Raw genomic sequence first — 26,416 nt, 5'->3', positions numbered from 1 at the left:
CCGACAGGCGTAGGCGATGGACAACAGGTTGATATTCCTGTACCACCTCTTTATCGTTTGAGCAATGGAGGGACGCAGAAGGATAGAAGAAGCGTGCGATTGGTTGTGCACGTCCAAGCAGTTAGGCTGATAAGTAGGCAAATCCGCTTATCGTGAAGGCTGAGCTGTGATGGGGAAGCTCCTTATGGAGCGAAGTCTTTGATTCCCCGCTGCCAAGAAAAGCTTCTAGCGAGATAAAAGGTGCCTGTACCGCAAACCGACACAGGTAGGCGAGGAGAGAATCCTAAGGTGTGCGAGAGAACTCTGGTTAAGGAACTCGGCAAAATGACCCCGTAACTTCGGGAGAAGGGGTGCTTTCTTAACGGAAAGCCGCAGTGAATAGGCCCAAGCGACTGTTTAGCAAAAACACAGGTCTCTGCGAAGCCGTAAGGCGAAGTATAGGGGCTGACACCTGCCCGGTGCTGGAAGGTTAAGGAGAGGGGTTAGCGTAAGCGAAGCTCTGAACTGAAGCCCCAGTAAACGGCGGCCGTAACTATAACGGTCCTAAGGTAGCGAAATTCCTTGTCGGGTAAGTTCCGACCCGCACGAAAGGTGTAACGATTTGGGCACTGTCTCAACCAGAGACTCGGTGAAATTATAGTACCTGTGAAGATGCAGGTTACCCGCGACAGGACGGAAAGACCCCGTGGAGCTTTACTGTAGCCTGATATTGAATTTTGGTACAGTTTGTACAGGATAGGCGGGAGCCATTGAAACCGGAGCGCTAGCTTCGGTGGAGGCGCTGGTGGGATACCGCCCTGACTGTATTGAAATTCTAACCTACGGGTCTTATCGACCCGGGAGACAGTGTCAGGTGGGCAGTTTGACTGGGGCGGTCGCCTCCTAAAGTGTAACGGAGGCGCCCAAAGGTTCCCTCAGAATGGTTGGAAATCATTCGTAGAGTGCAAAGGCATAAGGGAGCTTGACTGCGAGACCTACAAGTCGAGCAGGGACGAAAGTCGGGCTTAGTGATCCGGTGGTTCCGCATGGAAGGGCCATCGCTCAACGGATAAAAGCTACCCCGGGGATAACAGGCTTATCTCCCCCAAGAGTCCACATCGACGGGGAGGTTTGGCACCTCGATGTCGGCTCATCGCATCCTGGGGCTGTAGTCGGTCCCAAGGGTTGGGCTGTTCGCCCATTAAAGCGGTACGCGAGCTGGGTTCAGAACGTCGTGAGACAGTTCGGTCCCTATCCGTCGTGGGCGTAGGAAATTTGAGAGGAGCTGTCCTTAGTACGAGAGGACCGGGATGGACGCACCGCTGGTGTACCAGTTGTTCTGCCAAGGGCATAGCTGGGTAGCTATGTGCGGAAGGGATAAGTGCTGAAAGCATCTAAGCATGAAGCCCCCCTCAAGATGAGATTTCCCATAGCGTAAGCTAGTAAGATCCCTGAAAGATGATCAGGTTGATAGGTTCGAGGTGGAAGCATGGTGACATGTGGAGCTGACGAATACTAATAGATCGAGGACTTAACCATATAATATGAAGCAATGTTATCTAGTTTTGAAGGAATATACCTTCATCAGTTTGGTGATGATGGCAGAGAGGTCACACCCGTTCCCATACCGAACACGGAAGTTAAGCTCTCTAGCGCCGATGGTAGTTGGGACCTTGTCCCTGTGAGAGTAGGACGTCGCCAAGCAAGATAAAAACACAAGTCTTTTGACTTGTGTTTTTTCGTGTTTCCTTTTACAATTCGTAGTAATTTTAAAAATCTTTACTTAAAGAATTGTCCTTTTGATTAAAGATAGGGAAATGTGGCTAGGATAGTGAATAAGCAAAAGAGTTGCAAATTTTTTTAATACGTATATAATTAAAGTCAAAGATAGTCAAAGTCAATAAAGGTGGCGGATAAATGAGAAATATATCTGATATCATTGAGAAATATCTAAAGCAAGTTATTGACTTAAGCAATAATAATGTGATTGAAATCAAGAGGAATGAGATCGCTGATCGATTCGATTGTGTGCCGTCTCAAATCAACTATGTAATCAATACCCGTTTTACGCTAGAAAGAGGATTTGTAGTAGAAAGTAAACGAGGTGGAGGGGGTTACATTCGCATTATAAAAGTCAAATTGCATGACGATATAGACATTATTGATCAAATGCTTCATATGATTGATCATAGTGTTGCGCAAGGAAATGCAGAAAGCATGATTATACGTTTAATAGAAGAGGGTATTATAACAAATCGTGAAGCTAAACTTATGCTAAGCGTACTAGATCGTTCTGTATTATTAATGGATGTTCCTTCTCGAGATGAACTTAGGGCTCGAATATTATGCGCAATGTTAAGAACACTGAAATATAAATAAATATAACTTTTGTTAAGAATGATAACTAAGATAATGCAGTTTAATATTGTAGGAATTTTGAAAGATGACATGTGCTTTTACTAAATGGATTAAGAAAAGAGAACAATCTAGTAATGTATGAAAAGTATCATGAGATAGATCGTTCCTGTTGTAAAGGTGGGAGATAGCGATGACTTGTCAAAACTGTAATATAAGACCAGCAACTTTACATTATACAAAAGTAATCAACGGAAAAAAGGCGGAAGTTCATCTTTGCGAGCAATGTGCAGAACAAAGTGGCTATACGTCTTTCTTTCAATCACCGCAGTCTAATTTTTCATTCCATGACCTATTAGCCGGATTATTGCATAGTGAACCAGCGATGTTTGAAGAAGGGCAAGATGCATTTTCAAATACAAGTATATCAAGATGTCCGAATTGTAAGATGACATATGAACAATTTACAAAAGTGGGACGCTTTGGATGTGCTTCTTGTTACGATACATTTAAGGGGCATTTAAAACCATTGTTAAAACGTCTTCACGGTGGGCATACAGAACATTGTGGGAAAATTCCTGAACGTATAGAAGGAAATATCTACTTAAAGAAAGAATTAGATGAACTAAAACTCAATCTGAAACAATATGTACAGAAAGAGGAATTTGAGAAAGCGGCTGAAGTACGAGATGAAATTCGAGGTCTTGAAAATCAGCTTAGTGAGCATAGAGAGGGGGAATAGTTCTATGTCACTGGACAGAATTATGAATGAAGCGATTAGTCCATGGATGAAGGGGGATGGCCCTGATTCTGATATTGTTTTAAGTAGTCGAATTCGTTTGGCTCGTAATTTTAAAAAATATCAATTCTCTACTATGCAAAACGAGGAAGAAGCTAAACAGATTCATGAGTTATTTAAGAAGAAGTTTATAAATAAACCTGTAGAACCTTTTGGGGCGTTTGAACTATTAAAAATGAATGAATTAAATCCTCTTCAAAGGAGAGTTTTAGTTGAGAAGCATTTAATTAGTCCAAATCTTGCAGGAACAGAATACGGAGCATGCCTACTATCAGAAAGTGAACATATAAGTATCATGCTTAATGAAGAGGATCATGTTAGGATTCAGTGCCTATTTTCAGGTTTGCAGTTATCAGAGGCGCTTCAAAGTGCCAATCAAATAGATAATTGGATCGAGGAACAGGTTGAATATGCTTTTGATGAATCGCTTGGATATATTACGAGTTGCCCCACTAACGTTGGTACAGGATTAAGGGCTTCGGTAATGATTCATTTGCCGGGACTGGTTTTAACGAAAAGAATTAACCGTATTATACAAGTAATTCAAAAATTAGGGTTAGTAGTAAGAGGAATATACGGTGAAGGTAGCGAAGCGTTAGGTAATATATTTCAAGTGTCAAATCAAATGACACTAGGGAAATCAGAAGAAGATATTATTGCAGATTTAAAGAGTGTCATTCAACAAATCATTCATCAAGAAAAAATGGCTAGAGAATTAATTGTACAAAATTCAAGTATTGAGCTTGAAGATAAAGTATATCGTTCTTACGGAATACTAGCTAACAGTCGTTTAATTCAATCTGCAGAAGCAGCCACTTGCTTATCAGATGTACGACTTGGTATTGACTTAGGATATATACAAGGTATATCGAGAAATATTTTAACTGAGTTAATGGTTCTTACTCAGCCGGGCATTTTGCAACAATATGCAGGAGGACCTCTAGGACCAGAAGAAAGAGATTATCGAAGAGCAACCTTAATCCGTGAGCGATTACGAATTGAACAAAATTAAGCGCAAGTAGGAGGCGATTTCTATGATGTTTGGAAGATTTACAGAACGAGCACAGAAAGTATTAGCTTTATCTCAAGAGGAAGCAATTCGCATTGGGCATAATAATATTGGAACAGAACATATTTTACTTGGGCTTGTACGCGAAGGTGAAGGAATTGCAGCAAAAGCGTTAATTGCTCTTGGATTAAGTCCAGAGAAAGTTCAAAAAGAGGTAGAAGCATTAATTGGACGTGGCACGGAAGCTTCTCAAACAGTACATTACACACCTCGTGCTAAAAAAGTTATTGAGTTGTCTATGGACGAAGCTCGTAAATTGGGTCATTCCTACGTTGGAACAGAACATATTTTACTTGGTTTAATCCGTGAAGGTGAAGGTGTAGCAGCACGTGTTTTAAATAATTTAGGTGTAAGCCTAAATAAAGCAAGACAACAAGTGTTACAACTCCTTGGAAGTAATGAAGCTAGTTCAGGTCACCAAGGTGGTTCATCAACAAATGCGAATACGCCTACACTTGACAGTCTAGCACGTGATTTAACAGTTGTTGCACGTGAAAATCGCTTAGATCCTGTTATTGGACGTAGTAAAGAAATTCAACGTGTAATTGAAGTGTTAAGCCGTAGAACAAAAAACAATCCAGTATTAATTGGAGAACCTGGTGTAGGTAAGACAGCAATTGCGGAAGGATTAGCACAGCAAATTGTAAATAATGAAGTTCCTGAAACTTTAAGAGATAAGCGTGTTATGACATTAGATATGGGTACAGTTGTTGCTGGAACAAAATATCGTGGTGAATTTGAGGATCGTTTAAAGAAAGTGATGGATGAGATTCGCCAAGCTGGTAACATCATTCTATTTATTGATGAGCTTCATACGTTAATTGGTGCAGGAGGGGCGGAAGGTGCAATTGATGCATCGAATATTTTAAAACCATCTTTAGCACGTGGTGAATTACAATGTATTGGTGCAACAACTTTAGATGAATATCGTAAATACATTGAAAAGGATGCGGCATTAGAAAGACGTTTCCAACCAATTCATGTTGATGAACCAAACTTAGAAGAATCAGTTCAAATTTTAAAAGGTTTACGTGACCGTTATGAGGCGCATCACCGCGTATCTATTACAGATGATGCAATCGATGCGGCTGTAAAACTTTCAGATCGTTACATTACAGACCGTTTTTTACCTGATAAAGCAATCGATTTAATTGATGAGGCTGCATCAAAAGTGCGCTTACGTTCTTATACAACACCGCCAAACTTAAAAGAGCTTGAAGTGAAGCTTGAGGAAATTAGAAAAGAAAAAGATGCAGCTGTACAAAGCCAAGAATTTGAAAAAGCTGCTTCCTTACGTGATATGGAACAACGTTTACGTGAAAAGTTAGAAGATACAAAGCGTCAGTGGAAAGAGAAACAAGGACAAGAAAACTCAGAAGTAACAGTAGAAGATATTGCAAATGTCGTTTCCACATGGACACGTATTCCGGTTTCTAAACTTGCACAAACAGAGACAGATAAATTATTAAACTTGGAATCAATTTTACATGATCGTTTAATTGGGCAGGATGAAGCAGTTGTAGCTGTGGCAAAAGCTGTTCGTCGTGCGAGAGCGGGATTAAAAGATCCGAAACGTCCAATTGGCTCATTTATTTTCCTAGGACCGACTGGTGTAGGTAAAACAGAATTAGCGAGGGCATTAGCGGAATCTATGTTCGGTGATGAGGATGCAATGATCCGCATCGATATGTCTGAGTACATGGAAAAGCATTCTACTTCTCGTTTAGTTGGATCTCCTCCAGGATATGTTGGATATGAAGAAGGTGGACAATTAACAGAGAAAGTTCGTCGTAAGCCATATTCAGTTGTCTTATTAGATGAAGTAGAGAAAGCTCATCCTGATGTGTTTAATATTTTACTACAAGTATTAGAAGATGGTCGTTTAACAGATTCTAAAGGACGTACAGTTGATTTCCGTAATACAATTGTTATTATGACGTCTAATGTTGGTGCAGACGCATTAAAACGTAATAAACATCTTGGATTTAACGTACAAGATGAGAGCCGCGATTATTCAGATATGAAAGGTAAAGTAATGGATGAATTGAAAAAAGCATTTCGTCCAGAATTCTTAAACCGTATTGATGAAATTATCGTGTTCCATATGCTTGAGAAAAAACATATTCAAGAAATTGTAACTCTTATGGTGAATCAGTTAGTGAATCGCTTAAAAGAACAAGAGATTGAATTGCACTTAACAGAAGGAGCAATTGCAGCAATTGCTGATAAAGGATTTGATCGAGAGTACGGTGCTCGTCCGCTTCGTAGAGCAATTCAAAAACATGTAGAAGATAGACTATCAGAAGAACTGTTAAAAGGTGCTATTGAGAAAGGACAAAAAGTTATCTTTGATGTAGAAGGAGAATCATTTGTCATTCATAGTGCGGAAAAGGTAAAATAAGTATAGACAAACAAAGAGGGCTACGCGATAGCCCTCTTTCTTGTACGAGAAGGATAAACGTTTGTAGATGAAAGTGAAGTGAACTATAAAAGATATGGCTAAAAAGAAAACAAAATTTACATGTCAAGAATGTGGTTATCAGTCGCCAAAATATATGGGGAAATGTCCTGGATGTGGTCAATGGAATACGCTTGTTGAAGAGATGGAACCAGTTGTATCATCAAGACGCCTTAATTATGCCAATGCAATTCAATCAGAAGTAACAAAACCAAGACGCTTAACAGAGGTAGAAACAAAGTCTGAGGCACGTATTGAAACGAAATTTCAAGAGTTTAACCGTGTACTTGGTGGCGGGATTGTAGATGGATCTTTAGTACTTATTGGTGGAGACCCTGGGATTGGGAAATCAACATTGTTATTACAAATTTCATCGCAATTAGCCGATTCTTCATATGATGTACTATACATATCAGGTGAGGAGTCAGCAAAGCAGATTAAACTTCGTGCAGATCGTTTGCATGTAAAGGGTAGTAATCTATTTGTTGTAGCAGAGACTGATTTACAACGAATTGCAGCGCACATTGAAGAGATGAATCCAGCTTTTGTTGTTATTGACTCCATTCAGACGATACATTTACCTGAAGTAACGTCAGCCCCAGGGAGTGTAGCGCAAGTACGTGAATGTACAGCGGAATTAATGAAACTTGCAAAGACGAAAGGGATTCCTATTTTTATCGTCGGACATGTGACAAAAGAAGGGGCAATTGCAGGACCACGTATGCTAGAACATATGGTTGATGCAGTTCTTTACTTTGAAGGAGATCGTCACCATACATATCGTATTTTGCGAGCCGTGAAGAACCGTTTTGGTTCCACAAATGAAATGGGTATCTTTGAAATGAAGGAACTAGGTCTTGCAGAAGTACTAAATCCTTCTGAAATTTTCCTTGAGGAACGTCCAGTTGGAGTTGCAGGATCCACAGTGGTTGCTTCAATGGAAGGAACAAGACCGGTTTTAGTAGAAATACAAGCATTAATCTCCCCTACTAGTTTTGGAAATCCTCGAAGAATGGCGACGGGAATTGATCATAACCGCGTTTCACTTATTATGGCAGTGCTAGAAAAAAGAACAGGTTTATTATTGCAAAATCAAGACGCATATTTAAAAGTCGCGGGTGGTTTGAAATTAGATGAGCCAGCAATCGATTTAGCCGTTGCATTAAGTATTGCTTCAAGTTTCAGAGATAAACCTACTGCACCAACCGATGCGGTAATAGGAGAAGTAGGCCTAACTGGAGAAGTAAGAAGAGTATCAAGAATTGAACAACGTGTACAAGAAGCAGCGAAATTAGGATTTCAACGTGCTATTATTCCTAGAAAAAATTTGGGAGGATGGACAATTCCAGATGGGATTGAGGTAGTAGGTGTTTCTAATTTAGGAGAAGCGCTTCGTTTGACATTAGGAGGCTAGGCTATGGAGGAAAACAAGCAACGTGTCAAAAGTATGATTAACATTCTACAGCTCGTTGCCCCAGGAACACCACTACGCGAAGGGATAGATAACGTGCTTCGTGCGCAAACTGGAGGGTTAATCGTTCTTGGGTATAATGAGCAAATTAAAAGTATTGTTGATGGAGGATTTCACATTAATTGTGCATTCTCACCGGCTAGTTTATATGAATTAGCAAAAATGGATGGAGCACTTATTTTAAATGAAACTGGGAGCAAAATTTTAATTGCAAACGCACAATTAGTTCCAGATCCATCCATTGATTCTATTGAAACAGGTATGCGTCACCGAACGGCAGAGCGTGTAGCAAAGCAGACGGCTAGCCTTGTTGTGGCTATTTCACAAAGACGTAACGTAATTACACTATATCAAGGGAACTTACGTTATACACTAAAAGATATAGGTGTAATTTTAACAAAGGCAAACCAAGCTATTCAAACGTTAGAAAAATATAAAGCTGTATGGAATGATGGGATTACGAATTTGGGCATTCTAGAATTTGAAGAGGTCGTTACGATGTCCGAGGTAGTTCACGTTTTACATAGTGTTGAAATGGTACTGCGTATTAAAAATGAAATATTGAGCTACATTCATGAGTTAGGAACGGAAGGAAGGTTAATTCGTTTACAACTTACAGAATTACTAGCCGACTTAGAAGCAGAAGCGGCGTTATTAATTAAAGATTATTATCAAGAAAAAACGCAGGATCACCATCAAATTTTGAAAAAGTTACAAGATCTTGCAAATACACAGCTTTTAGAGGATAGCGATTTAGTTAAATTGCTCGGCTATCCAGGGCAAATGAGCTTAGAAGAAAGCGTGACACCGAGGGGGTACCGAATCGCAAGCAAAATTTCTCGTGTTCCACCACTTATCATTGAAAATTTAATTAATCGATTTAAAACATTGCAAGGTGTTTGTCGTGCAACTATTAATGAATTGGATGATGTGGAAGGAATTGGAGAAGTTAGGGCGAAGAAAATACGAGAGGGCCTAAAAAGAATTCAAGAGCATCTCTATATGAGTAGACACAATTAAGAATATTACATTGATTCCATAATATAAGGACACTAGAACATTTTTGGTATATGATATGGTATATTGGTAAATAAAACTATTTACAAAAAAAACACGTCCGCTTTTGCATTCGGCGTTTTGATTAGCAAAACAATGGTTAATAATGAGTAGGAGGTGGTTGGATGTTAAAAAGGATCGTGCAGCTCTTCTTTTTAGTGATCGGGGGAGCGTTAGGGATTTTTCTAATCCCAAAAGTTATTAATGTATTGGACGTCGGTGCTGTTCCTTGGCTTGAGGGATCGTACGTTCGTGCGATTATTGGTGCAATTATTTTATTTTTAACAACATTTTGGCTTGTGGATTATATTGTTCAACTTATTAAACATATCGAAGAAGCCCTTGTAAAGGCACCGGTAGCGGATGTTTTATTCGGTACATTAGGGTTGATCTCTGGTCTTATTGTTGCATATTTAATTTTGATACCAATTCGTGAATTCACGATTCCAGTCATTAGTACAGTATTACAAGTGTTCTTTACTCTTTTACTTGGTTATTTAGGATTCCAAGTAGGATTTAAAAAGAGAAATGAATTGCTAGGATTATTTACATTACCCCAGCGCGGAGGTAAGAAGAAAAACAATAGCGAGAACGAAGAGGTAGAGGTAGAAAAATCTACAACTCATTGGAAAATTCTCGATACAAGTGTAATTATTGATGGACGTATTGCGGATATTTGCCAAACGAAGTTTTTAGAAGGAACAATTGTGATTCCACAATTCGTATTAGAAGAGCTTCAGCATATTGCCGATTCTTCTGATGCTTTAAAGCGTAATCGTGGTCGCAGAGGATTAGACATTTTAAATCGTATTCAAAAAGAGCTACCAATTCCGGTGGAAATTTATGAAGGTGATTTCGAGGATATCCAAGAAGTGGATAGCAAGCTAGTAAAGTTAGCTAAAATCACTGGTGGAACTGTTGTAACAAATGATTTCAACTTAAACAAAGTATCTGAATTACAAGGAGTAACAGTGTTAAACATTAACGATTTAGCAAATGCAATTAAACCAGTCGTACTCCCTGGCGAAGAATTAAGTGTTTATGTTGTAAAAGATGGTAAAGAGCAAAATCAAGGTGTTGCATACTTAGATGATGGTACGATGATTGTAGTAGAAGACGGTAGAGAATTTGTCGGTTCGCAACTTAATGTACTAGTTACAAGTGTGTTGCAAACATCGGCTGGTCGTATGATTTTCGCAAAACGTAAATTATTAGAAAAAGCATTATAAGTAGAGGATTATTAATATGTATACGTTAATTATTCCGGCAGCGGGTCAAGGGAAACGGATGGGTGCTGGCAAAAACAAATTGTTCTTACTTATAAATGGAGTACCTATCATTATGCATACATTACGTGCTTTTGAAAAAGATAAAGCATGTAAACGTATTATCATGGCAATTAACGAAGAGGAACGCCCTTATTTTGAGGAGTTAATGCAGAAGTATCCGGTTGAAAAGCAGGTGCAATTTATTCAAGGCGGGGCCGAAAGACAAGATAGTGTGTATAATGCGCTTCAGTATGTGAGTGGTGTTGAATATGTTCTCGTACACGATGGTGCGCGCCCGTTCGTAACGAATAAGATGATGCAAGATGTATTAACTGCAGCAGAGAAATATGGTGCTTCCATTTGTGCGGTGCCAGTGAAGGATACCATTAAGAAAGTAGAACAGGGTGTTGTTGTTGAAACGATAGAACGTTCTCAGCTTAAAGCGGTTCAAACACCGCAAGGATTTTCTGTTCCTCTTTTATTAGAAGCTCATAGAAGTGCAAAGCAAAGTTGTTTTCTTGGTACAGATGATGCAAGTCTCGTAGAACGTGTCGGGAAGCAAGTAGGCGTAGTAGAGGGGAGTTACTATAATATTAAGGTGACGACTCCAGAGGATTTACTAATTGCTGAAAGCTTCCTTCATGTTCAGAAGAAATAGAAGTGATGGTATTATAGTAAAGAAAAGCTCGGCCGTTGCCGGGCTTTTCTTTATAGGGATAGCAATATAATATAGAATTCATAAAGTAGTTTAGATTGAGGAGGATGTAAAGAATGTTTCGAATTGGACAAGGTTTTGATGTACATGAATTTGCGGAAGGTAGACCGTTAATTATCGGCGGAATTACAATTCCTCATGAGAAAGGATTAATTGGTCACTCGGATGCGGATGTATTGTTACATACGATTGCTGACGCATGTTTAGGAGCAATTGCAGCAGGAGATATTGGGAAGCATTTTCCTGATACAGATCCTGCCTTTAAAGATGCAGATTCAGCTATATTGTTACAAAAAGTTTGGGGATTTGTGCGTGAACAAGGTTATGAGTTAGGAAATCTAGATTGTACAATTATTGCTCAAAAGCCAAAAATGGCACCGCATATCGAAAGTATGCGTAAACGCATTAGTGAACTATTAGAAACGTCTATTGATAATATTAATGTAAAGGCAACAACAACAGAAAAATTAGGATTTACAGGTAGAGAAGAAGGGATTGCTTCTCAAGCGGTTGTTTTATTACAGAAAAAATAGTGGTTTTTAATTCGTAAGATGGATAATCACGTTTTTTTGGTGTACAATTATAGAATGTGTTGACATTAAGATTGGAAGGTGTACCAATTATGGAAAAGCAAGTGAGAGTGCGCTATGCGCCAAGTCCAACAGGACACTTACATATCGGAAATGCGCGTACGGCATTATTTAATTATTTATTTGCTCGTCATCAAGATGGTAAGTTTATTATTCGTATTGAAGATACTGATGTGAAACGTAATGTTGCTGGTGGAGAAGAAAGCCAATTAAAATACTTGAAATGGCTCGGTATGGACTGGGATGAAGGTGTTGATGTTGGTGGTGAATTTGGACCATATCGTCAAACAGAGCGTTTAGATATTTATAAAAAATTATATGAAGATTTATTAGAGCGTGATCTAGCTTACAAATGTTATATGACAGAAGAAGAGCTAGAGGCAGAGCGTGAAGGTCAAATCGCTCGTGGTGAAACACCGCGTTATGCAGGAAACCACCGTGATTTAACTGAGGAGCAAATTAAAGGCTTTGAGGCTGAAGGCCGTATTCCAAGTATTCGCTTCCGTGTGCCGGCTGATAGCGACTACACGTTTAAAGATATCGTAAAAGATGAAGTTGCATTCCATTCAAATGATTTTGGTGATTTCGTTATCGTGAAAAAAGATGGAATTCCAACTTATAACTTTGCGGTAGCAGTAGATGATCACTTGATGGAGATTACACACGTACTTCGTGGTGATGATCATATTTCAAACACGCCAAAACAAATGATGATTTATGAAGCTTTCGGTTGGGATATTCCGCAGTTCGGTCATATGACTTTAATTGTAAACGAAAGCCGTAAAAAGCTAAGTAAGCGTGACGAATCTATTATTCAATTTATTGAGCAATATAAAGAGCTTGGATATCTTCCAGAAGCAATCTTTAACTTTATTGCATTACTAGGTTGGTCGCCAGTAGGTGAAGAAGAAATCTTCTCTCAAGATGAGTTTATCAAAATGTTTGATGCAGCTCGTTTATCAAAATCACCTGCATTATTTGATTCTCAAAAACTAAAATGGATGAACAACCAATATATGAAAAAACAAGATTTAGATACGGTTGTTGAACTAAGCTTACCGCATTTAGTGAAAGCGGGTCGCGTAGGTGAAAACTTAAGCGAACAAGAACAAGCGTGGGTTCGTGATGTAATTGCTTTATATCATGACCAAATGAGCTTTGGAGCTGAAATTGTAGAGCTTTCTGAAATGTTCTTTAAAGATCATGTTGATCATGAAGAAGAGGGACAAGAAGTATTGAAAGGTGAACAAGTACCTGAAGTACTTCGTACATTTGCCGATCAATTAGAAGCTTTAGAAGCAATGGAGCCAGCGGCAGTTAAGGCGGCTATTAAAGCAGTTCAAAAGGAAACAGGACATAAAGGTAAAAATCTATTTATGCCAATCCGTGTTGCTACTACTGGACAAACACATGGTCCGGAGCTTCCTAACGCTATTGCTCTTCTTGGAAAAGAAAAAGTTTTAAATCGTATTCAAAAAGTAATTGGTTAACATTTTCTAGGTTTAGCAATATAATAAGTATACCTAAAATCTAATAAGGAAAAGCGACGAGAAGGAGAAGTAGAAAATCAGGCTTTTTACAGAGAGAACCACCTTTAGGCTGGAAGTGGTTTATAAGCGGATTTTTGAAATGCCCCTTCGAGTCTTCTGTTGAACAGCGAAGTATTTCGCGGAACGTCTTAGGGCGCAAAGTAAACAGAAGCGGTGTAAACCGTTATCATGGATGAGTTTGAGGCTTCTTTAGCCTAAACAGAGTGGAACCGCGCTTAAAAGGCGTCTCTGTCTATATGACAGAGGCGTCTTTTTTTATACCATGTAAATGGGTGTGAGTATAAGTTTTATCACCTTGTATAAAGATTTAGGGGGAGTTAAGGGAGTTAGTTTACTGGAAAAAAGCAGCCCATAAAGGGGAGGGAACATCGATGTTTAAGAGGCTTCGGGAAGATATTGAAGTCGTTTTTGAACAGGATCCAGCGGCACGAAGTTATTTCGAAGTCATTTTAACTTACTCTGGATTACATGCAGTTTGGGCCCATCGAATTGCACATGCTTTTTATAAAAGGAATTTTTTCTTTATGGCACGTTGGATTTCGCAAGTTAGTCGTTTTTTTACTGGCATTGAGATTCATCCAGGAGCAACTATTGGTCGTCGTTTTTTCATTGATCATGGAATGGGGGTTGTAATTGGAGAAACGTGTGAAATTGGCGAAAACGTAACAATTTATCAAGGTGTCACATTAGGTGGTACAGGTAAAGAAAAAGGAAAGAGGCACCCTACAATTCAGGATAATGTATTAATTGCAACAGGTGCTAAAGTACTAGGTTCTATTACTGTTGGAGAGAATTCTAAAATTGGAGCAGGATCTGTCGTGTTGAAGGAAGTTCCTGCGCATTCTACAGTTGTAGGTATACCTGGCCGAGTCGTTATTCAAAATGGAGTAAAGATTGGTCAAGAATTAAATCATTCTGATCTTCCAGATCCGATTTTTGATAAATTAAAGGTTATGGAAGCAGAACTTGATAAATTGAGAAAGCAACTCGAAGTAAAGGTAGAAAGGAAGGATAAAAATGACTATTCACATTTATAATACGTTAACGCGTCAAAAAGAAGAGTTTATGCCATTAGAAGAAAATAAGGTAAAGATGTATGTGTGCGGACCTACAGTTTATAACTACATTCACATTGGGAATGCAAGACCACCTATGGTATTTGATACAGTACGCCGTTACTTAGAATATAAAGGATATGATGTGCAGTATGTATCTAATTTTACTGACGTGGATGATAAATTAATTAAGGCGGCAAATGAATTAGGTGAAGATGTGCCAACAATTGCAGATCGTTTTGTTGAAGCTTACTTTGAAGATGTAACGGCACTAGGTTGCAAGCATGCAACGGTTCACCCACGTGTAACGGAAAATATGGATATCATTATTGAATTTATTCAAGAACTTGTGAATAAAGGGTATGCATATGAATCAGAAGGTGATGTGTACTTTAAAACGAAAGAATTCGAAGGCTACGGTAAATTATCACATCAACCGATTGCAGACTTACGTCACGGTGCACGTATTGAAGTAGGAGAAAAGAAACAAGATCCTCTTGACTTTGCTTTATGGAAAGCTGCGAAAGAAGGAGAAATCTTCTGGGAAAGCCCTTGGGGGAAAGGACGTCCAGGGTGGCATATTGAATGCTCAGCAATGGCGCGTAAATATTTAGGGGATACAATTGATATTCATGCTGGTGGCCAAGATTTAGCATTTCCTCATCATGAAAATGAAATTGCGCAGTCTGAGGCGTTGACAGGAAAAACATTTGCACGTTATTGGATGCATAATGGATATATTAATATTAATAACGAGAAGATGTCTAAGTCGCTTGGAAACTTCATTTTAGTTCATGATATCATTAAACAATATGATCCACAGTTAATCAGGTTCTTTATGCTATCGGTACATTACCGTCACCCGATTAACTTTAGTGAAGATTTATTGCAAAGTACTAATAATGGACTAGAAAGAATTAAAACAGCTTACGGTAACTTAAAGCATCGTATGGAAAGTAGTACGGATTTAACGGACCATAATGAAAAATGGTTAGCTGAAATGGAAAAATTCCAGGTAGCATTCGAAGAAGCGATGGATGATGATTTCAATACGGCTAATGCGATTACTGAATTATATAACGTAGCAAATCATGCAAATCAATATTTGTTAGAAGAACATACTTCTAAAGTTGTAATTGAAGCGTATGTAAAACAACTTGAAACATTATTTAGTATTTTAGGATTAGAATTAGCGCAAGAAGAGTTGCTTGATGAAGAAATTGAAGCACTAATCCAAAAGCGTATTGAAGCTCGTCAAAATCGTGACTTCGCATTATCTGATCAAATTCGCGATGATTTAAAAGGACGTAATATTATTTTAGAAGATACCGCTCAAGGTACAAGATGGAAAAGAGGATAAGAATGATTGATGCAAAGCAATTAAACAGCTTAGCGTTAGCATATATGGGTGATGCGGTATATGAACAATATATCCGCCATCACCTCCTTCAAAAAGGAAAAGTTCGCCCTAATCAATTACATCGCTTAGGGACGAGCTTTGTTTCGGCAAAAGCACAGGCGAAAGTTGTTTATCATTTATTAGAGACGTCATTTTTGACAGAAGAAGAAGAGGCGGTATTAAGAAGAGGGCGTAATGCAAATTCAGGTACCGTTCCGAAAAATACGGATGTACAAACATATCGACACAGTACAGCCTTTGAAGCGCTAATCGGTTATCATCACTTGTTGAATAATCGTGAAAGATTGGACGAGATTGTATATAAGGCGATTGACGTTTTGGAAGAAAAGGAAGGGGGCACATCATCATGAGTAGTGAATATATTATCGGACGTAACCCTGTAATTGAAGCGTTACGATCAGGGCGAGATATTAATAAAATTTGGGTAGCGGAAGGTGCTGCCAAAGGACAAGTGCAGATCGTACTAGCATTAGCAAAAGAGAATAAGGTTATTTTGCAACACGCACCAAAGAAGAAATTAGATCAATTGGTTGAAGGAAATCATCAAGGTGTAATTGCTCAAGTAGCTGCATATCAATATGCTGAGTTAGAGGATTTGTTTAAATTAGCAGAAAAACGTAATGAAGATCCGTTCTTCTTAATTTTAGATGAAATTGAAGACCCGCATAACTTAGGTTCTATTATGCGTACTGCGGATGCAACAGGGGCTCATGGGGTTATTATTCCAAAAAGAAGAGCGGTGGGACTTACAGCGTCAGTTGCGAAAGCATCGACTGGGGCAATTGAATATATTCCTGTTGCACGTGTAACAAATTTATCACGTACAATTGATGAATTAAAAGAACGTGGACTTTGGATTGCTGGTACAGATGCTAAAGGGAAAACAGATTACCGTAATTTAGATGGTAATATGCCAATCGGACTAGTAATTGGTAGTGAAGGAAAAGGTATGAGTCGTATTATTGGTGAAAAGTGTGATTTCCTAATTACTTTACCGATGGTCGGTAAAGTTACATCCTTAAATGCTTCGGTAGCCGCAAGTTTGTTAATGTATGAGGTATATCGTAAACGTCACGAAATTGGTAAATAAAAAATGGACGATATTTTAATCGTTGACGGTTACAACATTATCGGAGCTTGGGGAGACTTGAAGAAACTGCGGGATGTAGATTTACAATCATCAAGAGACGCACTTATTGATAAGATGGCGGATTATCAAGGCTATACAGGCACAAAGGTAATGATTGTCTTTGATGCCTATACAGTCTATGGTATTGAAAAAAAGATGAAACAATCGCGGGTGGAAGTAATATTCACGAGAAAGAATCAAACTGCAGATGAAAAGATAGAACAACTTGCGATTGAGCTTAGAAATATAAATACACAAATATACGTTGCAACTTCGGATTATACGGAGCAATGGATTATATTTGCGCAAGGTGCACTTAGAAAATCTGCGCGTGAATTAGAGTTAGAAGTGCAAGCGATGGAACAACAAGTAAGAAGGCGTACAAAAGACACGAAAGAAAAGCAACCCGCCATGCGAAAGATATTTAGTGAAGATATTACAGAAAAATTAGAAAAATTAAGAAGAGGAGAGCGTTGAAGCATTGACGCTCTTTATCTTTTTACTGTATAATATTGCTAAATATATAGCGGTCGGAGGGATCAAGGTGGAAGCAGGCTTCGTAAGTGTAGGCGACGTTACATTTCGTGATTTAGAGGATGAGGCAATCGTTGAGTTAGTTCGAAAAGGTAATACTGACGCTCTAGAATATTTAATTCACAAATATAAGAACTTTGTTCGCGCGAAATCAAGATCTTATTTCTTAGTGGGTGCCGATCGAGAAGATATTGTTCAAGAAGGCATGATTGGATTGTTTAAAGCCATTCGTGATTATAAAGGGGACAAGCTGTCTTCGTTCAAAGCATTTGCTGAACTGTGTATCACTCGACAAATTATTACCGCTATTAAAACAGCAACAAGGCAAAAGCATATTCCATTAAATTCGTATGTGTCTTTAGATAAGCCAATTTACGATGAGGAATCTGATCGAACACTATTAGATGTTATTTCGGAATCGAAAGTAACTGATCCAGAAGAGATGATTATAAGTCAGGAAGAATATACAGACATAGAATCAAAAATATCTGAATTATTAAGCGATTTAGAAAGAAAAGTGCTCTCTTTATACTTAGATGGTCGTTCCTATCAAGAAATTTCAGAACAGTTAAACAGGCATGTGAAATCTATTGATAACGCATTACAGCGTGTAAAAAGGAAATTAGAAAGATATATGGAGATGAGAGAGAGTACAACTTTAAATTCATAGCAAGTGCCGCAGGTGTAAAATAATTCACCTGTTTTCTTTTTGCGAAGAGAGTGAAAGTCATGACATTGACATTGTCTTTTGTTGTATGATACATTTTTAGGGACAATGTTACAAGGTTGGTGTAACTAATGAGGAAAAAAGTTGTACTCTCATGTGAAGAGTGTAAAAATCGAAACTACTCTACGATGAAAGATACGAGCTCAGTAGAGCGACTTGAGATAAAGAAGTTTTGTAAAACATGCAATAAGCATACAGTTCACAAAGAAACAAAATAAATAATTGAAATAATACACTGGAGGTCACGTAGATGCGTTTAACGAACTTTTTCGGCGATGTAGGTCGCGAAATGAAAAAAGTAAGTTGGCCTAAAAAAGATGAATTACTCCGCTCAACAACGACTGTTATCGCGACAGTTGTGTTCTTTGCGATTTTCTTCGCAGTGGTTGATATGGGCATTTCTTCTTTAATTCGGTTAATTCTTGGTTAATTCTTGAATAAGAAGCACTTATCCATGATATAATGTTATTTATAAGAACTGTGTAAAAGCCCGGTGAACGGGTTTTTTCATTTGCGCAAAAAAATGTACGTCAGGGAGGGAAGGACGCTCGTCCTAAATGAATGGAAAAAAGTTGGTATGTTGTCCATACTTATTCTGGATATGAAAATAAAGTAAAAGCAAACCTAGAGAAACGTGTAGAATCAATGGGTATGCAAGATAAAATTTTCCGTGTTGTTGTCCCGGAAGAAGTAGAAGTAGAAATGAAAAATGGTAAAGAAAAAATAACGAAAAGAAAAGTGTTCCCAGGTTACGTATTAGTAGAACTAATCATGACTGACGATTCTTGGTATGTTGTTCGTAATACGCCAGGTGTAACAGGCTTTGTCGGTTCTTCTGGTTCAGGATCTAAACCATCGCCTCTATTAGAAGAGGAAGTTGTTACCATCATGAAGCATATGGGAATGGACAATGAAGTGGTTGATTTCGAATTTGAACTTCATGAAACAGTGCGTGTAAATGAGGGACCATTCGCGGATTATACAGGTGCGATTGAAGAAATTGATGTGGAAAAGAAAAAAGTTAGCGTGCTTGTAGACATGTTCGGTCGCGAGACTCCGGTTGAACTTGATTTCCATCAAATTGAAAAATTATAAAATGAAACTTGAAATGAACTGTAAAAAGTGATAATATCTTTTAAGTCAGTACGTCTTCGGTAACGGAGACGTTTTTTGAAAAAGATTTTATCATTATGATAAAATATGAAGTGGGAGGGCAAATCACTGCCCAATTGACCACATCACGGACTTAAGGAGGTGTGTCTCGTGGCTAAAAAGGTAATTAAAATGGTAAAACTTCAGATTCCTGCAGGTAAAGCTAATCCAGCTCCGCCGGTTGGTCCAGCATTAGGACAAGCAGGTGTTAACATCATGGGCTTCTGTAAAGAGTTTAACGCTCGTACAGCTGATCAAGCTGGTCTTATCATCCCTGTTGAAATTACGGTATTTGAGGACCGTTCATTCACTTTCATTACTAAAACTCCTCCTGCTGCTGTTCTTCTTAAGAAAGTAGCTGGTATTGAGTCTGGTTCTGGTGAACCAAACCGTAATAAAGTGGCAACTGTTAAGCGTGATAAAGTACGCGAAATCGCTGAAACTAAAATGCCTGACCTAAACGCTGCTAGCGTAGAAGCTGCAATGCGTATGGTTGAAGGTACTGCGCGCAGTATGGGCATCGTTATCGAAGACTAATTCGATTTGTTTTTTGTAAAAAAGGTTGCGGGTCTGGAATTCCAATTCGCAACCTTTATTATCGTAAATGATTATCATTTTTAAATAAATGGATGGGCGCACATCCTCGGGGGTTCCCGGAATGAAGGCGTAAACGTGGGAGGTTATTCCGCTAAAACCACATTCAAGGAGGAAACAAACATGGCTAAAAGAGGTAAAAAGTACGTTGAAGCTGCGAAGCTTGTTGATCGTGCATCTGCTTACTCTGCAACAGAAGCAGTAGAATTAGTAAAGAAAACAAACACAGCTAAATTTGATGCAACTGTAGAAGCTGCATTCCGTTTAGGTGTTGACCCTAAGAAAGCTGACCAACAAATTCGTGGTGCAGTTGTTCTTCCACACGGTACTGGTAAAGTACAACGTGTATTAGTATTCGCTAAAGGCGAAAAAGCAAAAGAAGCTGAAGCTGCTGGCGCTGAATTCGTAGGCGATGCTGATTACATCGGTAAAATCCAACAAGGTTGGTTCGATTTCGATGTAGTAGTAGCAACTCCTGACATGATGGGTGAAGTTGGTAAACTTGGTCGTGTATTAGGACCTAAAGGTTTAATGCCAAACCCTAAAACTGGAACAGTTACTTTCGATGTAACTAAAGCTGTTAACGAAATCAAAGCTGGTAAAGTTGAATACCGCGTTGATAAAGCTGGTAACATCCACGTTCCAATCGGTAAAGTATCTTTCGAAGATGCTAAATTAGTAGAAAACTTCAAAACAATTGCTGATACGCTACAAAAAGCTAAGCCAGCTGCTGCAAAAGGTACTTACATGAAGAACGCAACTGTTGCTTCTACAATGGGACCTGGCGTGCGCGTAGACGTTTCTACACTTGCGTAAAAATTGGAAGTTGACTTCATAAAGAAGTTTTAATATAATCATTTATGTTGTGAATTTTAATAGTGTACCGTAGACAGTAGGAGTCAATTCGACTTAATTCCCTACCTAGGTGTTAATATACGAAACGGAATCTTTTTTCTGTGACTATATGCCTCCATGTCTACAAGTTGGGCATGGAGGTTTTTAGTGCACTTTCGGTACATCTTCTATATAATCTACAGGAGGTGTAATAACATGAGCAAAGTAATCGAAACTAAACAACAAGTTGTAACTGAAATCGCGGACAAACTTCGCGCTAGTAAATCTACAATCGTTGTTGACTACCGTGGTTTAACAGTTTCTGAAGCAACAGAATTACGTAAGCAATTACGTGAAGCTGGCGTTGAGTTCAAAGTTTACAAAAACTCTTTAACTCGTCGTGCTGCAGAGTCTGCTGAAATGGCTGAGTTAAATGAATTCTTAACAGGACCAAACGCAATCGCGTTCAGTAACGAGGATGTAGTTGCTCCTGCGAAAGTATTAAACGACTTCGCTAAAAATCATGAAGCTTTAGAAATTAAAGCGGGCGTAATCGAAGGTAAACTTGTAACACTTGATGAGGTTAAAGCTATCGCTACTCTTCCATCACGTGAAGGCTTACTTTCTATGCTTCTTAGCGTTCTTCAAGCTCCAATCCGTAACCTTGCACTTGCTACTAAAGCAGTTGCAGATCAAAAGGAAGAGCAAGGCGCTTAATTTTTTAAAAGATAATTACTTGTTATCTATAAAACAATACAAACCTATTTAAGGGAGGATATTTACAATGACTAAAGAACAAATCATTGAAGCAGTTAAATCTATGACTGTATTAGAACTTAACGACTTAGTAAAAGCTATCGAGGAAGAATTCGGCGTAACTGCTGCTGCTCCTGTAGCTGTAGCTGGTGGCGCTGGTGAAGCTGCTGCTGAGCAAACTGAATTTGACGTAGTACTTGCAAGTGCTGGCGCTCAAAAAATCAAAGTTATCAAAGCTGTACGTGAAATCACTGGTCTTGGCTTAAAAGAAGCTAAAGAATTAGTTGACAACACTCCAAAAGCAATCAAAGAAGGCGTTACTAAAGAGGAAGCTGAAGAAATGAAAGCTAAACTTGAAGAAGTTGGCGCTGCTGTAGAAGTTAAGTAATTAACTTTTGGTGCTTTAAAAAAAGCTCGCTCTCATGCGAGCTTTTTTTTTAACTGTAAAGAAAAGAGGTGGCCATATGGCAGACCATTATTTTTCTAACGACCCTTCTAGTAAAAGTGATCGTAAACGATGGGAAGTTACACTTCGTGAATCTCGATTTACTTTTTTATCTGACCATGGGGTGTTCTCGAAAAACGAAGTGGACTTTGGTTCTCGTCTTTTAATTGAAGCGTTTCAAATGCCAGATGTTAAAGGTGATGTGTTAGACGTAGGATGTGGGTACGGTCCAATCGGTTTGTCGTTAGCGAAAGAGTTTCAAAATCGTGAAATTCACATGGTGGATGTGAATGAAAGGGCCTTGGGACTTGCAAAAGAAAATGCCGCTAATAACAGAATTGAAAATATACGTATTTTGCAAAGTAGTGTCTATGAAAATGTAGATGGCAAGTATGCTGTTATTCTATCTAATCCTCCAATTCGTGCTGGTAAAGATATCGTGCATGAGATTTTAGAAAAGGCTGTGGAGTATTTAGTTTCAGGTGGAGAATTGTGGATTGTTATTCAAAAGAAACAAGGTGCGCCATCTGCGATGAAAAAACTAGAAGAAGTATTTTCTGAAGTTGAAGTTGTAGAAAAGAAAAAAGGATATTATATCATAAAATCAAAAAAGCGTTGACGGTTATTTTTGGCTATGTTAACATTATACAATGCCAATATATGATTTTCTGCGTTGAGAAAGATGTATATTTTTGTTTCTCTTGGAAAAGATAGTAAAATCAGCAGATTATGAAACAGAATGATGGTTTTCTTATAGAAGCCATTTTTCTTTTTTGAGCAGGTAGAAAGACTCAACGTATCTATCTTTAAGAGAAAAAAACTACGCTAATAGCAGTAGTTGTTTTTATTTGTGATTTTGCACAAATTTTTTTGTGCATTTATAATACTCATGATTTGAGGGGTGAAGCAGTTGACAGGTCAACTAGTTCAATACGGACGCCACCGCCAACGAAGAAGTTATGCCCGTATTAGTGAAGTATTAGAGTTACCAAATCTTATCGAAATTCAAACCTCTTCTTATCAGTGGTTTCTTGATGAGGGTTTGCGAGAAATGTTCCAGGACATTTCTCCGATCGAAGACTTTACGGGAAATCTATCGCTTGAATTTATCGACTACAGCTTAGGTGAACCTAAATACTCTGTAGAAGAATGCAAAGAGCGTGATGTGACGTATGCAGCACCACTTCGTGTAAAAGTGCGTCTAATCAACAAGGAAACTGGTGAAGTAAAAGAACAAGATGTGTTCATGGGAGATTTCCCACTCATGACAGAGACTGGAACATTCGTAATTAACGGTGCAGAACGTGTTATCGTTTCCCAGTTAGTTCGCTCTCCAAGCGTATACTATAGTGGCAAAGTGGATAAAAACGGAAAACGTGGTTTTACTGCTACTGTAATTCCAAACCGCGGAGCTTGGTTAGAGTATGAAACAGATGCTAAGGATGTTGTATATGTGCGTATTGACCGTACGCGTAAACTTCCTGTAACTGTTTTGTTACGCGCATTAGGGTTTGGCTCTGATCAAGAAATCACCGAGCTTTTAGGTGATAACGAATACTTAAGCAATACGTTAGAAAAAGACAACACAGATAGCACAGAAAAAGCATTGCTTGAAATTTATGAGCGTCTACGCCCTGGTGAACCACCAACAGTAGAAAATGCAAAGAGCTTACTTGTGTCTCGTTTCTTTGATCCGAAGCGCTACGATTTAGCAAATGTAGGTCGCTATAAGATCAACAAAAAGCTACACATTAAAAACAGATTGTTTAACCAACGTTTAGCTGAAACACTGGTGGATCCAGAAACTGGTGAAATTTTAGCGGCAGAAGGAACAGTCTTAGATCGTCGTACACTGGATCGCATTCTACCTTACTTAGAGAAAAACATTGGATTCAAAACAGCGAAACCAATGGGTGGAGTGGTAGCAGGCGATGTTGAGCTGCAATCTATTAAGATTTACGCTCCAGAATCAGAAGGCGAACGATCTATAAACGTAATTGGGAATGCAAATATTACTCGTGATATAAAACACATCACACCAGGTGATATTCTTGCTTCTATTAGCTACTTCTTTAACCTGCTATATAAAGTAGGGGATACAGATGATATTGACCACTTAGGAAATCGTCGTCTGCGCTCTGTAGGAGAGTTACTACAAAACCAATTCCGTATCGGTCTTTCTCGTATGGAACGTGTTGTTCGTGAGAGAATGTCGATTCAAGATACAAATGCAATTACACCACAAGCGTTAATTAACATTCGCCCGGTTATTGCATCTATTAAAGAGTTCTTCGGAAGTTCTCAGTTATCTCAGTTCATGGATCAAACAAACCCGTTAGCAGAGTTAACTCACAAACGAAGACTATCTGCATTAGGACCCGGTGGTTTAACACGTGAGCGCGCAGGCTTTGAAGTGCGTGACGTTCACTACTCTCACTATGGTCGTATGTGTCCAATCGAAACACCAGAGGGACCAAACATCGGTTTGATCAACTCATTATCTTCGTTTGCGAAAGTAAATGAGTTTGGTTTCATTGAAACGCCATACCGTCGTGTTGACCCAGAAACTGGTCTTGTAACAGGGCAGGTTGATTATTTAACAGCAGATGAAGAAGATAACTATGTTGTAGCCCAAGCGAATATGAAATTATCTGAAGTAGGGGAATTCCTTGATGAAGATATCGTAGCTCGTTTCCGTGGTGAAAACATTGTCACAAATAAAGAACGCATCGACTACATGGATGTATCTCCAAAACAAGTAGTGTCGGCAGCGACAGCTTGTATTCCGTTCTTAGAAAACGATGACTCTAACCGCGCACTTATGGGAGCGAACATGCAACGTCAGGCGGTTCCGTTAATGAATCCGGAATCTCCGATTGTAGGTACAGGTATGGAGTACGTATCAGCAAAAGACTCAGGTGCTGCAGTAATCTGTAAACACCCTGGTGTTGTTGAACGCGTAGAAGCACGTGAAGTTTGGGTACGTCGCTATGTAGACGTTGACGGTCAAACAGTAAAAGGCGACTTAGATCGCTACAAAATGCAAAAATTCATTCGTTCTAACCAAGGAACTTGTTACAACCAGCGTCCAATCGTAAGTGTTGGAAATCAGGTTGTAAAAGGTGAAATCCTTGCGGATGGTCCTTCTATGGAATTAGGTGAACTAGCACTTGGACGTAACGTGCTTGTTGGCTTCATGACATGGGACGGTTATAACTATGAGGATGCGATCATTATGAGTGAGCGCCTTGTAAAAGATGATGTGTACACTTCTATTCATATTGAAGAATATGAGTCAGAAGCTCGTGATACGAAGCTTGGACCAGAAGAAATTACACGTGATATTCCAAACGTCGGAGAAGATGCACTTCGTAACCTTGATGAGCGTGGTATTATTCGCGTCGGTGCTGAAGTAAAAGATGGAGATCTACTTGTTGGTAAAGTAACACCTAAAGGTGTAACAGAATTAACAGCAGAAGAACGTCTATTACATGCAATCTTCGGTGAAAAAGCACGTGAAGTACGTGATACATCACTACGTGTACCACACGGTGGTGGCGGTATTATCTTAGACGTAAAAGTGTTCAACCGTGAAGATGGCGATGAATTGCCACCAGGCGTGAATCAACTTGTACGTGCATATATCGTTCAAAAACGTAAAATTTCTGAAGGCGATAAGATGGCTGGTCGTCATGGTAACAAAGGTGTTATTTCCCGTATTTTACCGGAAGAAGATATGCCTTACTTACCAGATGGTACGCCAATCGATATCATGTTAAACCCATTAGGGGTACCATCTCGTATGAATATCGGTCAGGTATTAGAGCTTCATCTTGGTATGGCAGCAAGATACCTTGGTATTCACATTGCAACACCGGTATTCGATGGTGCTCGTGAGGAAGATGTATGGGGCACAATTGAAGAAGCTGGTATGGCAAATGACGCGAAAACAGTCCTGTATGACGGACGTACTGGTGAGCCATTCGATAACCGCGTATCTGTTGGTGTCATGTATATGATCAAACTTGCGCACATGGTTGACGATAAACTTCATGCTCGTTCTACTGGACCATACTCACTTGTAACGCAGCAACCTCTTGGAGGTAAAGCTCAGTTCGGTGGACAGCGTTTCGGTGAGATGGAGGTTTGGGCACTTGAAGCTTATGGTGCTGCTTATACTCTTCAAGAAATCTTAACAGTGAAGTCTGATGATGTTATTGGACGTGTTAAGACGTATGAAGCAATTGTTAAAGGTGAAAATGTTCCAGAACCAGGCGTTCCTGAATCATTCAAAGTATTGATTAAAGAACTGCAAAGTTTAGGTATGGACGTTAAAATGATGTCTATCAACGATACAGAAATTGAAATGCGTGATACGGAAGATGACGATGATCATCAATCAGCAGATAAATTGAATGTTGAAGTTGAGACAACTAAGGAATAATTGGGATAACCTGTAG

At 38.9% G+C, this 26,416-nt stretch carries 25 protein-coding genes, 2 rRNA genes and 2 other annotated features (1 of these 29 cut by a window edge); all 27 genes read left to right on the top strand.

The genetic code is table 11. The annotated features are described in order from the left end of the window. Window positions 1-1,518: ribosomal RNA gene (locus QCI75_RS26310) — 23S ribosomal RNA — on the top strand (it extends 1,404 nt beyond the left edge of the window). A gap of 49 nt (window positions 1,519-1,567) precedes the next feature. Next, window positions 1,568-1,683: ribosomal RNA gene (rrf, locus tag QCI75_RS26305) — 5S ribosomal RNA — on the top strand. A gap of 213 nt (window positions 1,684-1,896) precedes the next feature. Then, window positions 1,897-2,358 carry a transcriptional regulator CtsR gene (gene ctsR, locus QCI75_RS26300; protein WP_002115277.1) on the top strand — a complete coding sequence of 154 codons (462 nt, stop codon included), beginning with the start codon at window positions 1,897-1,899 and terminating at the stop codon, window positions 2,356-2,358. 169 nt (window positions 2,359-2,527) lie between these two features. Then, window positions 2,528-3,076, top strand: a complete 549-nt coding sequence (gene mcsA / locus QCI75_RS26295; RefSeq protein WP_353761447.1) for a protein-arginine kinase activator protein McsA — start codon at window positions 2,528-2,530, stop codon at window positions 3,074-3,076. Window positions 3,077-3,080: 4 nt separating this feature from the next. Next, window positions 3,081-4,145, top strand: a complete 1,065-nt coding sequence (mcsB, locus tag QCI75_RS26290; RefSeq protein ID WP_144505048.1) for a protein-arginine kinase McsB — start codon at window positions 3,081-3,083, stop codon at window positions 4,143-4,145. A 22-nt stretch (window positions 4,146-4,167) separates the two neighbouring features. Further along, window positions 4,168-6,603, top strand: a complete 2,436-nt coding sequence (gene clpC, locus QCI75_RS26285) for an ATP-dependent protease ATP-binding subunit ClpC (RefSeq protein WP_144505046.1) — start codon at window positions 4,168-4,170, stop codon at window positions 6,601-6,603. A 94-nt stretch (window positions 6,604-6,697) separates the two neighbouring features. Continuing rightward, entirely contained in the window at window positions 6,698-8,074 is a 1,377-nt protein-coding gene (gene radA / locus QCI75_RS26280) for a DNA repair protein RadA (RefSeq protein ID WP_144505044.1), read from the top strand. A gap of 3 nt (window positions 8,075-8,077) precedes the next feature. Then, complete coding sequence (gene disA, locus QCI75_RS26275) at window positions 8,078-9,151, top strand: DNA integrity scanning diadenylate cyclase DisA (protein WP_000392161.1); 1,074 nt, start codon at window positions 8,078-8,080, stop codon at window positions 9,149-9,151. Between the two features lie 161 nt (window positions 9,152-9,312). Beyond that, window positions 9,313-10,416, top strand: coding sequence for a PIN/TRAM domain-containing protein (locus tag QCI75_RS26270; protein ID WP_002113296.1), 1,104 nt, complete (start codon window positions 9,313-9,315; stop codon window positions 10,414-10,416). 16 nt (window positions 10,417-10,432) lie between these two features. Next, window positions 10,433-11,113, top strand: coding sequence for a 2-C-methyl-D-erythritol 4-phosphate cytidylyltransferase (gene ispD, locus QCI75_RS26265; protein ID WP_353761446.1), 681 nt, complete (start codon window positions 10,433-10,435; stop codon window positions 11,111-11,113). Window positions 11,114-11,226: 113 nt separating this feature from the next. Beyond that, complete coding sequence (ispF, locus tag QCI75_RS26260) at window positions 11,227-11,703, top strand: 2-C-methyl-D-erythritol 2,4-cyclodiphosphate synthase (protein ID WP_000488383.1); 477 nt, start codon at window positions 11,227-11,229, stop codon at window positions 11,701-11,703. An 89-nt stretch (window positions 11,704-11,792) separates the two neighbouring features. Further along, a complete protein-coding gene (gene gltX, locus QCI75_RS26255; RefSeq protein ID WP_144505040.1) occupies window positions 11,793-13,250 on the top strand; it encodes a glutamate--tRNA ligase in 1,458 nt (485 codons plus the stop codon). Window positions 13,251-13,297: 47 nt separating this feature from the next. Beyond that, window positions 13,298-13,543 (top strand) — a binding site (T-box leader). A 138-nt stretch (window positions 13,544-13,681) separates the two neighbouring features. Beyond that, window positions 13,682-14,347 carry a serine O-acetyltransferase gene (gene cysE / locus QCI75_RS26250; protein WP_002113299.1) on the top strand — a complete coding sequence of 222 codons (666 nt, stop codon included), beginning with the start codon at window positions 13,682-13,684 and terminating at the stop codon, window positions 14,345-14,347. Further along, window positions 14,328-15,725 (top strand): cysteine--tRNA ligase, encoded by a 1,398-nt coding sequence (gene cysS, locus QCI75_RS26245; protein WP_002091500.1) that lies wholly within the window; start codon window positions 14,328-14,330, stop codon window positions 15,723-15,725. Before cysE ends, cysS begins: the two co-directional genes overlap by 20 nt. Window positions 15,726-15,727: 2 nt before the next feature. After that, window positions 15,728-16,135, top strand: a complete 408-nt coding sequence (locus QCI75_RS26240; protein ID WP_144505038.1) for a Mini-ribonuclease 3 — start codon at window positions 15,728-15,730, stop codon at window positions 16,133-16,135. Further along, the gene (gene rlmB, locus QCI75_RS26235; protein ID WP_098778579.1) at window positions 16,132-16,875 is read left to right on the top strand and encodes a 23S rRNA (guanosine(2251)-2'-O)-methyltransferase RlmB; all 744 of its coding nucleotides are present in this window, start codon (window positions 16,132-16,134) and stop codon (window positions 16,873-16,875) included. Before QCI75_RS26240 ends, rlmB begins: the two co-directional genes overlap by 4 nt. Window positions 16,876-16,878: 3 nt before the next feature. Further along, window positions 16,879-17,391: an NYN domain-containing protein gene (locus tag QCI75_RS26230; RefSeq protein ID WP_070140529.1), complete on the top strand. Its 513-nt coding sequence runs from the start codon at window positions 16,879-16,881 to the stop codon at window positions 17,389-17,391. 67 nt (window positions 17,392-17,458) lie between these two features. Next, complete coding sequence (locus tag QCI75_RS26225; RefSeq protein ID WP_002009799.1) at window positions 17,459-18,118, top strand: RNA polymerase factor sigma-70; 660 nt, start codon at window positions 17,459-17,461, stop codon at window positions 18,116-18,118. 128 nt (window positions 18,119-18,246) lie between these two features. Further along, on the top strand, window positions 18,247-18,393 hold the full coding sequence (gene rpmG, locus QCI75_RS26220) for a 50S ribosomal protein L33 (RefSeq protein WP_012260172.1): 147 nt from the start codon (window positions 18,247-18,249) through the stop codon (window positions 18,391-18,393). Window positions 18,394-18,425: 32 nt separating this feature from the next. Continuing rightward, window positions 18,426-18,605 (top strand): preprotein translocase subunit SecE, encoded by a 180-nt coding sequence (gene secE, locus QCI75_RS26215; RefSeq protein WP_002009797.1) that lies wholly within the window; start codon window positions 18,426-18,428, stop codon window positions 18,603-18,605. A gap of 131 nt (window positions 18,606-18,736) precedes the next feature. Further along, window positions 18,737-19,270 carry a transcription termination/antitermination protein NusG gene (gene nusG, locus QCI75_RS26210; protein ID WP_002009795.1) on the top strand — a complete coding sequence of 178 codons (534 nt, stop codon included), beginning with the start codon at window positions 18,737-18,739 and terminating at the stop codon, window positions 19,268-19,270. Between the two features lie 168 nt (window positions 19,271-19,438). After that, a complete protein-coding gene (gene rplK, locus QCI75_RS26205) occupies window positions 19,439-19,864 on the top strand; it encodes a 50S ribosomal protein L11 (RefSeq protein WP_001085872.1) in 426 nt (141 codons plus the stop codon). Between the two features lie 180 nt (window positions 19,865-20,044). Next, window positions 20,045-20,737 carry a 50S ribosomal protein L1 gene (gene rplA, locus QCI75_RS26200; protein ID WP_144505036.1) on the top strand — a complete coding sequence of 231 codons (693 nt, stop codon included), beginning with the start codon at window positions 20,045-20,047 and terminating at the stop codon, window positions 20,735-20,737. A gap of 49 nt (window positions 20,738-20,786) precedes the next feature. After that, window positions 20,787-20,932, top strand: a sequence feature (ribosomal protein L10 leader region). A gap of 39 nt (window positions 20,933-20,971) precedes the next feature. Continuing rightward, complete coding sequence (rplJ, locus tag QCI75_RS26195) at window positions 20,972-21,472, top strand: 50S ribosomal protein L10 (protein ID WP_144505034.1); 501 nt, start codon at window positions 20,972-20,974, stop codon at window positions 21,470-21,472. A 67-nt stretch (window positions 21,473-21,539) separates the two neighbouring features. Next, complete coding sequence (gene rplL / locus QCI75_RS26190; RefSeq protein ID WP_002009788.1) at window positions 21,540-21,899, top strand: 50S ribosomal protein L7/L12; 360 nt, start codon at window positions 21,540-21,542, stop codon at window positions 21,897-21,899. Between the two features lie 76 nt (window positions 21,900-21,975). Further along, window positions 21,976-22,575, top strand: coding sequence for a class I SAM-dependent methyltransferase (locus QCI75_RS26185; protein WP_098778581.1), 600 nt, complete (start codon window positions 21,976-21,978; stop codon window positions 22,573-22,575). 291 nt (window positions 22,576-22,866) lie between these two features. Continuing rightward, the gene (rpoB, locus tag QCI75_RS26180) at window positions 22,867-26,400 is read left to right on the top strand and encodes a DNA-directed RNA polymerase subunit beta (protein ID WP_144505032.1); all 3,534 of its coding nucleotides are present in this window, start codon (window positions 22,867-22,869) and stop codon (window positions 26,398-26,400) included. Window positions 26,401-26,416 lie beyond the last annotated feature (16 nt).

The organism is Bacillus cereus group sp. RP43 (assembly GCF_040459645.1).
Classification (GTDB): Bacteria; Bacillota; Bacilli; order Bacillales; family Bacillaceae_G; genus Bacillus_A; species Bacillus_A mycoides_C.
This window is presented reverse-complemented; position numbering and strand designations above follow the sequence as displayed.